Origin of the sequence: Exiguobacterium sp. s28, assembly GCF_018618135.1 — a bacterium.
GTDB classification, from domain to species: Bacteria; Bacillota; Bacilli; order Exiguobacteriales; family Exiguobacteriaceae; genus Exiguobacterium; species Exiguobacterium mexicanum_A.
In genome coordinates this window covers 288,128-302,291 of sequence record NZ_JACSLL010000001.1, presented here as the reverse complement: position 1 = coordinate 302,291, position 14,164 = coordinate 288,128, and the positions used below count along the sequence as shown (strand labels likewise).

The following is a 14,164-nucleotide window of genomic DNA, read 5'->3' as shown; positions in this document are numbered from 1 at the left end:
GCTTGGAGAAGGACTTATTCTTGATTCGGCCGTCGTGCCGAATTTTTATCGTTAAACGGGAATGAAAGGAGTAACTGGTATGAACAATAAAATGCCGATTTCGGTATGGATTTTGGTCATTGCGATGGCGCTTAATACAACGGCGGCGTCTTTTTTATGGCCATTTAACACACTCTATATAAATGGATATTTAGGCGAATCGATGACGCTCGCAGGGATCGCCCTCCTCGTCAACTCGGCGCTCGCCATCGCTGGGAACTATATCGGGGGCACGCTGTTTGACCGGATCGGCGGGAAGCGGACGCTCATCCTCGCGGTCGGGCTGTTGCTCGCGAGCTCGCTCGGCTTCTTGTTGTTCCATGCCACATTCCTCGGTTACTTGGGCTGGCTTGGATTGATTGGGTTTTCGGGTGGCCTCGTCTTCCCGACCGTGTACGCGTTCGCCGGCTTGATTTGGCCGGAAGGCGGACGCCGTTCGTTCAACGCGATCTATGTTGCTCAAAACGTCGGGGTCGCCCTCGGGACAGCGATGAGCGGGCAAATCGCGCGCATCGACATCGAGTGGATCTTTTACGCGAACTTCTTCTTATCGGTCTTGTTCGTCGTCGTCCTCTTGTTCGGGCTCCGTTATTTGAAAGACCCGGCCCGTCCGGTCGTCCAATCGCAGCTTGAGGCTGCGGCGACGACGTTGTCCGGCGCGACGATGAAATCGATGTGGTTCGTCGCCATCGGTTACGCGGCCCTTTGGTTCGTTTACGTGCAGTGGCAAGGCACGATCGCTGTCCATTCGAAAGACCTCGGCGTGACAATCAGCCAGTATTCGCTCCTTTGGACGGTGAACGGCGCCTTGATCGTGTTCGCTCAACCGCTCCTCAACCGGGCCCTTCGTTACTTTGAAGACGATTTGAAGAAGCAACTCATCGTTGGCGCCGTCATTTTCCTCGCCGCCTTCGCGGTCGTCCCGTTCGCGGGGGGCTTTACGATGTTCATGGTCGCGATGGTCGTCATGACGATCGGGGAGATGTTCATTTGGCCGGCCGTTCCGACGATCGCCGCGAAACTCGCACCGCCGGGGAAAGCAGGACAGTTCCAAGGACTCGTCAATATCGCGGCCTCGGTCGGTCGGATGATCGGCCCGACCTTATCGGGCCTCGTCTATGACGTATTCGGCATCGGTGCCGTCTTCACAATGCTATTCTTGCTCACGGCCATCGCGCTCGCGTTCTTCATTTTCATGAAAGACATCCGAGTGCCTGAAAAATCAAGTTGACGCTCTAAAACAGATTGGGCTAAAATGAACGAGTGAGATCATACACATGCGTAGAAGAGGAATAGTATCGTGACGTCTGTATTTGTAGAGAGCCGGTGGGTGGTGTGAACCGGTATATGGACTGCGAGAACTCGCCTTGGAGCAGTTCGCCTGAACGAACAGTAGGGTGAACCGGAGTTACGCCTCGTTACCGGCGTCTCAAGTGGCAGAAATGCAACATGGGTGGTACCGCGGAGAGCTTTCAAGCCTTTCGTCCCATTACCGGGGCGGAAGGCTTTTTATTATGCAGAGGAGGATGAATTTTGGATTATTTTAAACATCAAGACATCGAGCCGAAATGGCAAAAACGTTGGGACGAGAAAGATGCGTTCCGGACGACAGAAGACCCGGACAAGGAGTGTTTCTACGTCCTTGACATGTTCCCATATCCATCAGGAGCCGGCCTTCACGTCGGTCACCCGGAAGGTTACACGGCGACGGACATCATCGCCCGCATGAAACGGATGCAAGGCTTCAATGTTCTCCATCCAATGGGTTGGGACGCGTTCGGTCTTCCGGCCGAGCAATATGCCCTCGACACAGGGAATGACCCGCGCGAGTTCACAGAGCGCAACATCGGCACATTCCGCCGCCAGTTGAAAGAGCTCGGTTTCTCATACGATTGGGATCGTGAAATCAGCACGACCGACCCGAAATACTACAAGTGGACGCAATGGATTTTCACACAGCTCCATGACCGCGGACTCGCCTACGTCGATGAAGTCGCCGTCAACTGGTGCCCGGCCCTCGGGACGGTACTCGCCAACGAAGAAGTCATCGACGGCTTGTCAGAGCGCGGCAGCCATCCGGTTTACCGTGTGCCGATGAAGCAGTGGGTGCTCCGCATCACAGAATATGCCGAGCGGTTGCTCGATGATTTAGAAGGGCTTGACTGGCCAGACAGCGTCAAAGAGATGCAACGCAACTGGATCGGCAAGTCGGTCGGGGCCGAAGTCGATTTCAAAGTCGACGGTCACGAAAAAGTCGTGACGGTGTTCACGACACGTCCGGACACACTTTACGGCGCGACATACGTCACGCTCGCACCGGAGCACCCGTTCGTGAAAACAATCGCGACACCGGAACAAACCGTCGCCATCGAGGCGTACGTCGAAGAAGTCTCGAAAAAGACAGATCTCGAACGGACCGATCTTGCTAAAGAGAAAACAGGCGTGTTTACTGGCGCTTACGCGATCAACCCGGTCAATGGTGAGAAGCTTCCAATCTGGATTGCTGACTACGTGTTGTCAACGTATGGTACAGGTGCGGTCATGGCCGTTCCTGGACATGATGAGCGCGACTATGAGTTCGCGAAGACGTTTGACCTTCCAATCCGTGAAGTCGTCACCGGCGGCAACTTGGATGAGGCGGCTTACGTCGAGGATGGCGTCCACGTCAACTCAGGTAGCTTGGACGGTCTCAATAAAGCCGACGCGATCGCCAAGATCATCGAAGAGCTTGAACTTGCCGGCACTGGCCGTGCGAAGACGACGTATCGTCTACGCGACTGGTTGTTCAGCCGTCAGCGCTATTGGGGCGAGCCGATCCCAATCGTTCATATGGAAGATGGCACGCTCAAGACGGTCCCGGTCGAAGACCTCCCGCTCGAACTCCCGATTATCGATGAGATCAAACCGTCGGGTACGGGTGAATCGCCGCTTGCGAACGCAGACGAGTGGTTGACGTACACGGATCCAGTGACGGGTGAGAAGGGTCGTCGCGAGACGAACACAATGCCACAATGGGCTGGCAGCTGCTGGTACTACATCCGCTTCATCGATCCGCACAATGAAGACATGATCGCGGACCCAGAGAAGTTGAAGCGTTGGCTTCCGGTCGATTTGTATATCGGTGGTACGGAGCACGCGGTCCTACACTTGCTCTACGCTCGTTTCTGGCACAAAGTGCTCTACGATATCGGCATCGTCCCGACGAAAGAGCCGTTCCAAAAACTCTACAACCAAGGGATGATCCTTGGTGAGAACAACGAGAAGATGTCGAAATCGAAAGGTAACGTCGTCAACCCGGATGACATCATCAAGTCGCACGGAGCCGACACGCTTCGTCTTTACGAGATGTTCATGGGACCACTCGATGCAGCCATCGCTTGGTCGACGAACGGTCTCGACGGCGCTCGTCGCTTCCTTGACCGTGTCTGGCGTTTGTTCGATCAGACAGAGCTTCAAGACGTCGCACCGACTGCCGACTTCGAACGGACGTACCATCAGACGGTGAAGAAAGTGACAGAAGATTATGAGGCGCTCCGTTTCAACACGGCGATCTCGCAACTCATGGTCTTCATCAACGAAGCGTATAAACAAGACACGCTTCCGAAACAAGAAATGGTCAACTTCGTTAAGATGCTCGCCCCGGTCGCGCCACACTTGGCCGAAGAGTTGTGGGAGCGTCTCGGCATGACGGAAGACTTGACGTATGCGGCGTGGCCGAAGTTTGATGAGTCGAAACTCGTCAGCGACACGATTGAGGTCGTCATCCAAGTCAACGGCAAGCTTCGTGCGAAGATGCACGTGGCCCGCGACGCTTCGAAAGAAGCGCTCGAGGCCGATGCGCTCGCGAACGAACGTGTTCAAGAGTTCACGGAAGGGAAGACGGTCCGCAAAGTGATCGTCGTTCCAGGTAAGCTCGTCAATATCGTCGTTGGATAAGTAAAGGAATGTGTGACATTGTCACACGTTCCTTTCTTTTGTATGATGTCGTTTTCTTTTCGGGGCGGGTTTGTTACACTAAAGGGCGATACTGCATGTAAAGGGGACGAAACGTCCATGAAACGTTCTTACGTACTATATACGACGCTGTTTGCCGTCGTCGTCGGCGTGATTTTGTGCTATGTGTTCGTCTTTTCGGACGAGGATATTCAAAGCCAAATCGCCTCGACGTTTGAAAAAATAGAGATTCAAACGAGTCACCAAGCGACATCTGTACCTCCCGTCGAGGCTTCGCCGGACGAGGAGGATATCGATACGACCGATGCCCTCGAACAGATTCAACAGCTCGATGAAGTGTACTATAGTGACACGATCGGGTCATATCTCGTCTTGACGAAAAATAAAGAGTTTTTCGAAGTGAGCGGGAACGCCAATCGCGTGAACGCGTCACTCATCCTCAGCAACGAAGGACAGCCCTACCGGTTCGGCGAGTTCATCGGTATGCGCATGATTTCCGAGGACAAGATTTATGCCGTCACGGCGAATGGGGTTCTCGTGACAATCGAGCGTGAAGAGGGCCGGTGGACGGAACAACGACGCAAATTGATTAAAGGAATCGCCTCGACAGACCGATTGTTCGGCCTCGGTTATGACGAGGAGACGAAACGACTGATCATCATGAGCCGTTTGGCGGACACGCCGGACGTGGAACTGTTATACGTCCAAGAACGGACGCTCGAGGATGAGACGGCCACCGACGCTGAAGCGAAGCCAGAGACAGAAGAAACAGCCGATGCGACCGAGACGGATGCGACGACCGAAGTGGATTCAGACGCCGATACGGCGACCACGGCTGATGGGGCAGACGCCGAAGAAGCGCCAGCGCCTGAGACGGAGTGGGCCATCGAGTCGAGAAAACCGCTCACGACCGAAGGGATGAGCGCCTCGATTCAACAGAAGTTCGAGAACTTCCGCGGTGTCGGCCTCGTCGAACGCCAGGGACGCATTTACGTCCTTGATTCAGAAGAACTCGTCCTCTACACGATCAACCCGGATGAAGGGACGATGAACGGACAGATGGTCACTCCTCGTGTGTACGGGTCGACCGGTATGTTTTTGCAAGACAATGAAATTTTCGCCATCGTGCGACCAGATGTGTTCGACCTTGACGATTTCGTCTCGGTCGACTGATAGGAGAGGATCATATGAGCAAACGCTATTTCTATGAAGAAGTTCGCCAATTCCATGAGACGTTCGGGCACCCGGAAGCGAGTGCACCACAGCCGCTCGAGTTAGACCGGGCCGTCAAACGTTCGGTTTGGACGGCAGAAGAGGCCGTCGTCGAATTTTTACATCAATCGGCACGGAACGAGGAAGAGTTCCTGCAAGCCGTCGCCACGTTCCAACAAGGATTCGAACAGGCTGTTCAGAAATCGCTCCAGGACGCCCCACCGACAAATGACGTCGAGCGACTCGTCGGACAAGGTGATGCGCTCACGGACGCCCTCTATTTCGTGATGGGCAGTTTCGTCGAGCTCGGGCTCGACCCGGTGCCGTTGTTCGAGATCGTGCAGCGCGCCAATATGGCGAAGCTCGGTCCGGATGGTAAGCCGATCCTGCGCGCGTCAGACAATAAGGTCATGAAGCCGGAAGGCTGGTTGCCACCCGAGCCAGAGCTCGAGGCGGAAGTGCGACGCCAACTTGAAGCGAAACAGTGACACCAAAAAGAGAGCCTATCGCGCGCGATAGGCTCTCTTTTTTATACGGTTGTACGTACAGCAAATTCTGCGGCGTGCGACCCGGCACAATGCCCGGTCGTGAAGGCAGCCGTGATGTTATAACCACCTGTATAGCCGTGAATGTCGAGCACCTCGCCGGCGAAGAACAGGCCGTCCGCTTTCTTCGACATCATCGTTTGCGGGGCGATCTCTTTGACGGAGACGCCGCCGCCCGTGACGAACGCCTTATCGAAATCGAGCGTCCCAGTGGCGTGCAACTCAAACGTCTTCAGTCGTGTCGCAAAATCGATGACCGATTGCTTCTTCAACTGACTCGCATCTTCTTCACCGAAAGCGAGGTCGGCCAACAACAGGTCGAGCATCCGTTCCGGGATAAACCCTTTCCAGACGTTCTTGACGGCCCGTTTCGGTTGTTCTTGGACTTGGTTCCACAGTTCTTGATATAGCTCGTCACGGGCCATGTCCGGAAACAAGTCGAGCGAGAGGGCGACGACACGCTCTTTGCTGCGTTTGCGCTCTTTGATCGTATATTGGCTGCAACGGAGGGCAATCGGGCCCGAGATGCCGAAGTGCGTGAATATCATATCACCACGGTGTGTCTTGATCGGTTTGCCTTTTTTGCCGTGGACGGTGAGGGCGACGTCCCGGAGCGACAGCCCTTGAAGCTGTTTCGTGCCGATAAAGGCATCGTTCAACAAAATCGGCACCTCGGTCGGGAACAGTTCCGTGATCGTGTGCCCGGCTTTCTCGGCCCACGGATATCCGTCGCCGGTCGAGCCGGTGTGGGGGACAGATTGTCCGCCGACAGCGATGACACAGGCGCCTGCCTCGATGCGTTCGCCGTCCTCCAGTTCGACCGCTTCAAACTCGTTTGCTTCATTAAAATGGAGCGTCTTCACTTTCGCGTTTTTGCGAATCTCGACACCGAGTGCGTCGATGGCGCCGAGGAGCGTGTTGACGACATCTTGCGCTTTGTCCGTCACTGGGAACATCCGGCCGTTGTCTTCTTCTTTTAATGGGATGCCGAACCCGGTGAATAAGTCGATAATCGACTGGTTGTCGAACTGGGCGAGGGCGCTATATAAGAAGCGTCCGTTCCCCGGAATGAACTGAATCAGTTCGTCGACGGGCTTGCGGTTCGTGACGTTACAGCGCCCGCCGCCAGAAATGGCGAGCTTGCGTCCGAGCTTCGAACCTTTATCAATCAGGAGCGTGTTCGCTCCGGCTTTGGCGGCGGCGTAGGTCGCCATCAGGCCGCTTGGGCCTCCTCCGATGACGATGACATCTTTCATCATGGTATCCCTCGTTTCTCTTCTCAATCTAAACTTTAACGGTTCGTAACTTTATTATCTGCAACAGTAAGAGTATAATGAGAAACGGTTGTTTTGTAAAACTAGGTACATTAGTTGTGAAAGAATAGATGGAGGTATCTCATGTCATCAAGCGTCAAACAAGATTCAGGACGGGAGTCCTTCGTCAAAGGCACGCTGCTCTTATCAGCCGGAAATTTGATCTCGCGTGCGCTCGGACTGCTCTATACGTTTCCCTTCCAAGCGATGGTCGGGATTGCCGGCGTCACGCTCTATCAGGCGGCCTACACCTATTATGCGCTCATGATCGCCATTTCGACGGCGGGGATTCCTGTCGCCGTCTCAAAATTTATCGCCAAGTATAACGCGCTCGGTGAATATGGCACGAGTCAGCGCTTGTTCCGTCAAGGGATGAAGCTGATGCTCGTGACCGGCGTCGTCGCTTTTTTATTACTGTTTTTCTCAGCACCGTGGTTATCAGAACTCATGGTCCGCAACTCGGAGAACAATCAGCAATATATCGACTCGTTGACGCTCGTCACGCGTAGCGTCAGTTTCGCACTCCTGCTCATCCCAGCGATGAGCATGGTGCGCGGCTATTTCCAAGGACATCAGGACATGGCCCCGACGGCCATCTCGCAAGTCATCGAACAAATCGTCCGCATCATGTTCCTGCTCAGCGGAACGATGCTCGTCTTGTTCGTCTTCTCGGACTCGGCACTCATTCGTCCGCTCGCCGACTCGCTCGGTGGGACCGCTGCCGTGGCGACGACCGAGTTGAACGGGTTGAAAGTACTCGCCGTGACGATTGCGACGTTCAGCGCCTTTATCGGGGCAATCGGAAGTATCGTCGTGCTCGCCATGTATTGGCGCAAACGGAAAGACATCCATCGTCAGACGGATAATCCGGCCGGTACGCCGGTCCGTTCGATGAAATCACTCTTGCTTGAGTTGCTCAGTTACTCGATCCCAATCGTCATGGTCGGCTTGTCGACGCCGCTCTATCAGTTCGTCGACCAGTTGACGATGGTCAACACGTTGCTCAACTCGGGCAAGTCAGTCGCTGAAGCGACGTCCGCGTTTGGATTCTTGACCGGGAACGCCCATAAGATCGTCTTGATTCCGGTCTCGATCGCGGCAAGTGTGTCGATGGCGACGATTCCGCTCGTCACGAAATCGTTCACGCACGGCGACATGAATAAAGTCCGTAATCAAGTGAACCACATCTTCCAAGTGTCGTTCTTTGTTACCATCCCGGCCGTCATCGGGTTGGTCGCCCTCTCCGAGCCGTTGTTCGGGACACTGTTCCCGGGTGACCGGGAAGGGTGGGTCTACTTGCTCCACTATGCGCCGAGTGCGTTCTTCCTGGCCTATTACTCGGTGGCAGCGGCCATCCTGCAAGGGATCAATCGTCAGTACTTCACCATCTTCGCGACGGCGATGGGACTATTGACGAAAGCTGCACTCAACGTACCGTTCGTCTATGCGCTCGGCGGCATCGGCGCCGGTTACGCGACGATCGCCGGCTATATTGTCGCGATCATCCTCATGGTGTGGAAAATTCAACGGACGCTCCAGTTCCCGTATAAGCAATTGTTGCGTCGGACGATGCTCATGTTTGCCATGGGTGGGGCGATGTTTATCGCGGTATACGGCTCGTTGTTCGTCACGCTCCGAGATGAGCCGAGCTGGGGGAACGATATATTGGCTACGGTCGTCGGTTTCGGAATCGGCCTCGTCGTATACGGCTATCTCGGTTGGAGAAGTCACTTGGCCGGAAAACTACTAGGGAAACGATTCCAATATCGGAGGAAAGCATAATGCGAATTGATAAATTATTGGCGAACATGGGATATGGTTCGCGTAAAGACGTCAAGATTTTATTGAAACAAGGGGCCGTCCGGATCGATGACCAGCCCGTCAAAGATGCGAAACGACAAATCAACTTAGAGGCGGAACGTGTGACCGTGCACGGGGAAGTCGTCGAGTACAAACCATTCGTCTATTTGATGATGAACAAGCCGGCTGGTGTCATCAGTGCGACCGAGGACAAAGTCGAGTCGACGGTCGTCGATTTAATCGACCCGGCCTATGCCCATTACGATTTGTTCCCGGTCGGACGCCTCGACAAAGATACGACCGGCCTGTTGCTATTGACGAACGATGGGGCGTTCAATCACGCGCTCATGTCGCCTCGTAAACACGTCGACAAAGTATATATCGCCGAAGTCGATGGGGAGATGACGGCAGATGATGTCCGTCGCTTCGCCGAAGGCGTCGAACTCGAGGACGGCTACACGACGAAACCGGCACGACTTGAACTGCTCAGCAAGTCCGGTCGCCGCTCGACGATTCGCTTGACGCTCTCGGAAGGGAAGTATCATCAAGTGAAACGGATGGTCGCCGCGGTCGGAAAACATGTGGAGCGGCTCGAGCGCGTCCAAATCGGTGGCCTCGAACTCGATCCGACGCTTGAACCTGGTGCATACCGTGAGTTGACAGAAACGGAAGTCGACTTGTTCCTCATATGATTCGGAAGTACGTGTCAATCGGCACGTACTTTTTTGTGCAAAAAAAAAAGGGACCCGCGTGCGGAATCCCTTGTAACTTGTTATTCAATTTGCCGTCTTGAGCGAACGTTTCGATGACGTCCACGTGCCCCGACTCGGACTTTCAACCAGATTGTTGTATTCAAGAACGTTTAAATCACGCTGTACGGTGCGTGACGTGATCCCAAACTCCTCTACTAGTTCTGAAGTGGTGACGCATTCCCTTTCGTTAATGAACAAATAAATGGACTTGATGCGGGTTAGCATACGATCTGTTGAACCTTTCATTGGATGACCTCCCAATGCGTAGAATGATGAAAGACAAAACCTACGGACGACAAATGAAATATGAAATTGTTATTTTCTAAAATTACACCTTTAGTATACCGCTCTCAAATAGAATTGCAAGCGAAAAGAACGAACAATCGAAATGTAAAGAACATGTTATGAACGTAAATATCGAATGAACATCGTGTAAATGGATAATAAAACTTCTAAAAGACGAACGAAAAAATATTTTCGAAATGAATGTTCGTCTTTCTAACATTTGGATATACTAATAAGGGAGAGAACATTCGCAAAGGGGAGATTGAGATGAATTGGAGACAAGAAGTCGATGCACGAACAGACGCGTTTTTAGAAGATTTAAAAGGGTTGTTACAAATCCCGAGCGTCCTCGATGAAGACAAGGCCGGACCGAACGAGCCGTTTGGTCCTGAAGTCCGCCGTGCCCTCGATTATATGTTTGCGTTAGGAGAGCGTGACGGATTCGTGACGAAAGATGTCGGCGGTTACGCTGGCCATTTGGAGTACGGGTCAGGCGAAGAAATCGTTGGGATCCTCTGCCACTTAGACGTGGTGCCGGCCGGAGACGGATGGACGTATGGGGCGTTCAATCCGACGGTCGCGGACGGGAAACTGTACGCCCGCGGCAGCAATGACGATAAGGGTCCGACGATGGCTGCTTATTACGGGTTGCGCATCGTGAAAGAGCTCGGGTTGCCGCTATCGAAACGTGTCCGCCTCATCGCCGGTTGTGACGAGGAGAGCGAATGGCGCTGTGTCCGTGAATATTTTAAGCAGGAAGCGATGCCGACATACGGTTTCGCACCGGATGCTGATTTCCCGATTATTAATGCGGAAAAAGGTTTGTATGACGGTGTCTTGAAGCAACTCCCAATTCAGCGCGTACCCGGCTCGAAACATCACTTGGTCTCGTTCGTGAGCGGAGAACGTCCGAACATGGTCCCGGATTTCGCGACCGCGGTACTTGAGACAGAAGATGTGCTCGAAGAAAAATTTGAGGCCTACCTTGCGAAATATGAGGCCGACGGGACGTGCACATGGGAAGCGGGGACGTATACGTTCACGATGAAAGGTGTCGCCGCCCATGCGATGGAGCCGGATAATGGTGTGAACGCGGCCTACGTACTTGCCGGATTCCTACTGACGCTTCCACTCGATATTCAAGGGGAGCGCTACATCGAGTTCATCCGCCACGTCTTTGCTGATTCACGCGGGATTTCGCTCGGCATCGAAGCGACCGACGAGACCGGTGACTTGACGATTAACGGTGGCGTGTTCCGCTATCAGGGCGAAGAGCGGACGGCGACGGTCAATATCCGTTATCCGTATACCGCGAAGTTTGAAGAACGATTGCAAAACTTGAAAGAAATCGCCTTGTCGTTCGGATTCGAGCTGTCGACGCGTCACCATATGCCGCCGCACCACGTGGCCGAAGACCATCCGCTCGTGAAAACGTTGGCGGATGTGTATGAGCGTCAAACCGGCGAATCGGCACACTTGATGGCCATCGGCGGAGGAACGTATGCCCGTTCGCTCGAGGCTGGTGTGGCCTTCGGCGCATTGTTCCCAGGAGCGAAAGATGTCGCGCACCAAGTCGATGAATACATGGAAATTGAAGATTTACTTCGCGCCGCCGCCATCTATGCGGAAGCGATTTATGAGCTCGCTAAATAATAATCCGTGAGAGCTGACTGATTCGGTCGGCTCTCTGTCTGTTAGGAAGGAAGTTTACAGTGAACCAACAAAAACTATCGTTTCAATCAATGTATGTCGCTATCTTTTTCGCACAAGGGGCCCTCATTCCTTACATGGCACTTTTCTTCTCGCAGGCACGCTTTGATTTGTCTCCGGGTCAGGTCGGGACGATTGTCGCCATCATGCCGATCCTCTCGATTGGTGTCCAGCCGTTATGGGGCATGCTTGCCGATCGGACGGGCCGTGTCCGGGCGTGGCTCGGTATCGCCATGATCGGGGCGGCCGCCCTTTCCATCACGTTCTTGTTCGCGACCGATTACGTTTGGATCGTGCTCTTGATGGTCGCCTGGTCGGTGTTCCAATGCGCGCACATCCCGCTTATCGATATGATGACGCTCGATTATACGGCCCGTGTCAAAATTGATTATGGAGCCATCCGTCTATTCGGATCGGCCGGTTTCGCCATCGCCGTTTTCATGATGGGACGAATCGCGGATACGACGTGGGGTCTTGCGAGCACATTTTTGCTCAGCGCCATCGTACTCGTGGCCGGCAGCATCGTGTTAAGGACGATTGCCGAACCGGTTGCAACGCGCGCGACGACGGTCGCCCCGTTCGCTTGGTCGGCCGTCTGGAACGCCCCGTTCATCGCCTTTTTGATTGGGGGCATGCTCGTCTTCGGTCCAATCTATGCGAACAACTATTACTTCGGGATATACGTGACGAGTATCGGCGGCTCGACGACGCTCGTCGGGACGTTGTTTTTAGTGGCCGTGCTTTGTGAGATCCCGTTCATGAAAGTGGCGTATCAAATCGTCGAACGTCTTGGGACGGTCAACGTACTTGCGGGAGCGGCGTTAGTTTCAGCGCTCCGCAACGGTTGGCTCGCACTCGAACCAGAACTGTGGGTCGTCTGGCTGCTCGCCATCGTCCAAGGGCTCGTCGTCGGCCTGCTCATTCCGGTCGCGCTTCAGTTTGTGCGAAGCCTTGTCAGCCGAAACGTCACCTCGACGGCGATTGGCGTCTATATGGCAGTTACTTCAGGTTTGGCGACGGCCGCGTTCAATCAGTTGAGCGGAATCATCATTGAAGTGAACAGCATTATCGGTGTATTTTGGATGTACACAGTCGTCAGTGTGATTGGCGCGATTTTATTCTTAGGGTTGAGACGGTTTCGTGAGAAAGGATGATTCCGATGTCGACACATTACTTTATAGCGCTACCGATGGAGGAGGCGGAGTTCGTACGCGTTCAACGGGACATCTTGCCGTTTTATTCGTATCGCCGGACGTATCGGCCGGAAGAATTCCATTTGACGCTTCAGTTTCTTGGCGCATTGGACGATGATGAAGTCGAGGCGGTCAAAGAGATCACGCGTGACGTGACGGAAGTGACGGCTCCGTTTTCACTGACGTTCCAACAAATTGATCACTTCGGGAGACCAGATCGTCCTCGAGTATTGACGATCGTCCCGGATTCGTCTGCGGAATTGACGGCGCTCACCGGGACGCTCCGGCGCAAGCTGTCTGAAGAGATCGCGTCACTCGACCGGAAACCGTTCGTCCCGCACGTCACGCTCGCCAAAAAGTGGGACACCGGAACGATCATTCCACACATCCCCCCGACGTTTAAGATCGAAGAGTCGATCGAAGCCGTCATCCTTTATCGAATCAATCCGAACCACACCCCTGCCTATGAGGCAGTTGAAGTATTTCCGTTACAGCGGTCAGAGGAGGACACATGGCGATCCCGATTAAAATTTTTGACGTGACATCTAAATATGAACGAAATATGCTCGATCAGTTCAATCGTTTCCAAGAATACGTCGAGTCCGATGTCGCCCGTATGCGCCGCCTGCATGAGTCCAATCGGTTGAATCCACCCGAGATCATGGAGTTCGAGAACCCGTGGTGGAAATTTTGGCGTCGAACGGAACGTATCGAGCTCGAACCGACCCCGCTCTCGGAGACGCAGTTCCAGGCGCTCCTCGCGAACCGTCGCCACATCCAGAAGTTGCAGTTCGCGTGTGAAGGGGCGACCGAAGCAGACATGCCGTTCTTGCCGTTCCTTCGTGAATACGGTTATCGCAAGATGGTGACCGAATGGAACGACCAACACTTCTTCATGTATCGTCCAGTTGTCGAATGGAACGGGGCAACTGTCGAATTGAGCCATCTTATCATTGGACCGTCACATCTGTATTTGGTCGAATGGCTTGACGGGGATCGGAGCATCTATCACATCTCAAAGCATAAGACATGGATTCATCAACCGCTCAAAGGGGAAAATAAACGTGTAGTCAATCCGCTCATTGCATTGACGCGCACTGAAGAAATCATTCGACAGTTTCTTCCGTCCTATGACGGGGTCATCCAAAAAGTCACGGTGGCCCCAGAAGGCTATTTCGATCACGTGCCCGAGACACGGTCGACTCAGTTCATTTCACGCTCTGATTATGAGTCGTGGCTGAAACAAGTGAACACGAGGGCACCGATCGTCAAAGCCCAACAAATTCGAGATGTGGCGAAACTACTAGATGCGACAGCCCAGATGCCGTTTCGACAATTTTTGGACCAGTAGGTTGGAGAGG

At 53.8% G+C, this 14,164-nt stretch carries 12 protein-coding genes and 1 other annotated feature; of the genes, 10 read left to right on the top strand and 2 right to left on the bottom strand.

Annotated elements, in window-relative coordinates; genetic code table 11:
- The first annotated feature begins 79 nt into the window (after window positions 1–79).
- The 4 genes from KNP78_RS01545 to KNP78_RS01530 all read left to right on the top strand — a co-directional run bounded on the left by KNP78_RS01545 (window position 80) and on the right by KNP78_RS01530 (window position 5,693).
- Window positions 80–1,270, top strand: a complete 1,191-nt coding sequence (locus KNP78_RS01545; RefSeq protein ID WP_214797304.1) for an MDR family MFS transporter — start codon at window positions 80–82, stop codon at window positions 1,268–1,270.
- Window positions 1,271–1,312: 42 nt separating this feature from the next.
- Window positions 1,313–1,531, top strand: a binding site (T-box leader).
- Window positions 1,532–1,572: 41 nt separating this feature from the next.
- Window positions 1,573–3,975 (top strand): leucine--tRNA ligase, encoded by a 2,403-nt coding sequence (gene leuS / locus KNP78_RS01540; RefSeq protein ID WP_214763273.1) that lies wholly within the window; start codon window positions 1,573–1,575, stop codon window positions 3,973–3,975.
- 117 nt (window positions 3,976–4,092) lie between these two features.
- Window positions 4,093–5,166: a hypothetical protein gene (locus tag KNP78_RS01535; protein ID WP_214823170.1), complete on the top strand. Its 1,074-nt coding sequence runs from the start codon at window positions 4,093–4,095 to the stop codon at window positions 5,164–5,166.
- 14 nt (window positions 5,167–5,180) lie between these two features.
- A complete protein-coding gene (locus KNP78_RS01530) occupies window positions 5,181–5,693 on the top strand; it encodes a pyrophosphohydrolase domain-containing protein (protein ID WP_034778307.1) in 513 nt (170 codons plus the stop codon).
- 41 nt (window positions 5,694–5,734) lie between these two features.
- Here KNP78_RS01530 and KNP78_RS01525 read toward each other — a convergent pair whose 3' ends face one another.
- Window positions 5,735–7,009, bottom strand: coding sequence for a BaiN/RdsA family NAD(P)/FAD-dependent oxidoreductase (locus KNP78_RS01525; RefSeq protein ID WP_034778302.1), 1,275 nt, complete (start codon window positions 7,007–7,009; stop codon window positions 5,735–5,737).
- 138 nt (window positions 7,010–7,147) lie between these two features.
- On the opposite strand from KNP78_RS01525, the gene KNP78_RS01520 reads away from it, so the two are divergent.
- Both KNP78_RS01520 and KNP78_RS01515 read left to right on the top strand, forming a co-directional pair.
- On the top strand, window positions 7,148–8,845 hold the full coding sequence (locus KNP78_RS01520) for a putative polysaccharide biosynthesis protein (RefSeq protein ID WP_214763271.1): 1,698 nt from the start codon (window positions 7,148–7,150) through the stop codon (window positions 8,843–8,845).
- Window positions 8,845–9,555: a pseudouridine synthase gene (locus KNP78_RS01515; protein ID WP_034778298.1), complete on the top strand. Its 711-nt coding sequence runs from the start codon at window positions 8,845–8,847 to the stop codon at window positions 9,553–9,555. The genes KNP78_RS01520 and KNP78_RS01515 overlap by 1 nt, the downstream gene beginning before the upstream one ends.
- Before the next feature lie 84 nt (window positions 9,556–9,639).
- Here KNP78_RS01515 and KNP78_RS01510 read toward each other — a convergent pair whose 3' ends face one another.
- Window positions 9,640–9,861, bottom strand: a complete 222-nt coding sequence (locus tag KNP78_RS01510; RefSeq protein WP_081637897.1) for a DeoR family transcriptional regulator — start codon at window positions 9,859–9,861, stop codon at window positions 9,640–9,642.
- 306 nt (window positions 9,862–10,167) lie between these two features.
- Between KNP78_RS01510 and pepV the strand changes: the two genes are divergently transcribed.
- From pepV to KNP78_RS01490, 4 genes are read left to right on the top strand one after another with little or no spacing between them, the layout of a single operon-like run.
- On the top strand, window positions 10,168–11,553 hold the full coding sequence (pepV, locus tag KNP78_RS01505; protein WP_034778296.1) for a dipeptidase PepV: 1,386 nt from the start codon (window positions 10,168–10,170) through the stop codon (window positions 11,551–11,553).
- Between the two features lie 59 nt (window positions 11,554–11,612).
- Window positions 11,613–12,764 (top strand): MFS transporter, encoded by a 1,152-nt coding sequence (locus tag KNP78_RS01500; protein ID WP_084592834.1) that lies wholly within the window; start codon window positions 11,613–11,615, stop codon window positions 12,762–12,764.
- Window positions 12,765–12,769: 5 nt separating this feature from the next.
- Window positions 12,770–13,345 carry an RNA 2',3'-cyclic phosphodiesterase gene (gene thpR / locus KNP78_RS01495; RefSeq protein ID WP_214823169.1) on the top strand — a complete coding sequence of 192 codons (576 nt, stop codon included), beginning with the start codon at window positions 12,770–12,772 and terminating at the stop codon, window positions 13,343–13,345.
- Complete coding sequence (locus KNP78_RS01490; protein WP_214823168.1) at window positions 13,315–14,154, top strand: NERD domain-containing protein; 840 nt, start codon at window positions 13,315–13,317, stop codon at window positions 14,152–14,154. The genes thpR and KNP78_RS01490 overlap by 31 nt, the downstream gene beginning before the upstream one ends.
- Window positions 14,155–14,164 lie beyond the last annotated feature (10 nt).

What these genes read in the sequence shown, in the direction of transcription:
- KNP78_RS01530 (WP_034778307.1), top strand. Translation starts at nt 5,181, where the DNA reads ATGAGCAAACGCTATTTCTATGAAGAAGTTCGCCAATTCCATGAGACG.
- KNP78_RS01545 (WP_214797304.1), top strand. Translation starts at nt 80, where the DNA reads ATGAACAATAAAATGCCGATTTCGGTATGGATTTTGGTCATTGCGATG.
- KNP78_RS01510 (WP_081637897.1), bottom strand. Translation starts at nt 9,861, where the DNA reads ATGAAAGGTTCAACAGATCGTATGCTAACCCGCATCAAGTCCATTTAT.
- KNP78_RS01525 (WP_034778302.1), bottom strand. Translation starts at nt 7,009, where the DNA reads ATGATGAAAGATGTCATCGTCATCGGAGGAGGCCCAAGCGGCCTGATG.
- KNP78_RS01515 (WP_034778298.1), top strand. Translation starts at nt 8,845, where the DNA reads ATGCGAATTGATAAATTATTGGCGAACATGGGATATGGTTCGCGTAAA.
- KNP78_RS01490 (WP_214823168.1), top strand. Translation starts at nt 13,315, where the DNA reads ATGGCGATCCCGATTAAAATTTTTGACGTGACATCTAAATATGAACGA.
- KNP78_RS01520 (WP_214763271.1), top strand. Translation starts at nt 7,148, where the DNA reads ATGTCATCAAGCGTCAAACAAGATTCAGGACGGGAGTCCTTCGTCAAA.
- thpR (WP_214823169.1), top strand. Translation starts at nt 12,770, where the DNA reads ATGTCGACACATTACTTTATAGCGCTACCGATGGAGGAGGCGGAGTTC.
- KNP78_RS01535 (WP_214823170.1), top strand. Translation starts at nt 4,093, where the DNA reads ATGAAACGTTCTTACGTACTATATACGACGCTGTTTGCCGTCGTCGTC.
- pepV (WP_034778296.1), top strand. Translation starts at nt 10,168, where the DNA reads ATGAATTGGAGACAAGAAGTCGATGCACGAACAGACGCGTTTTTAGAA.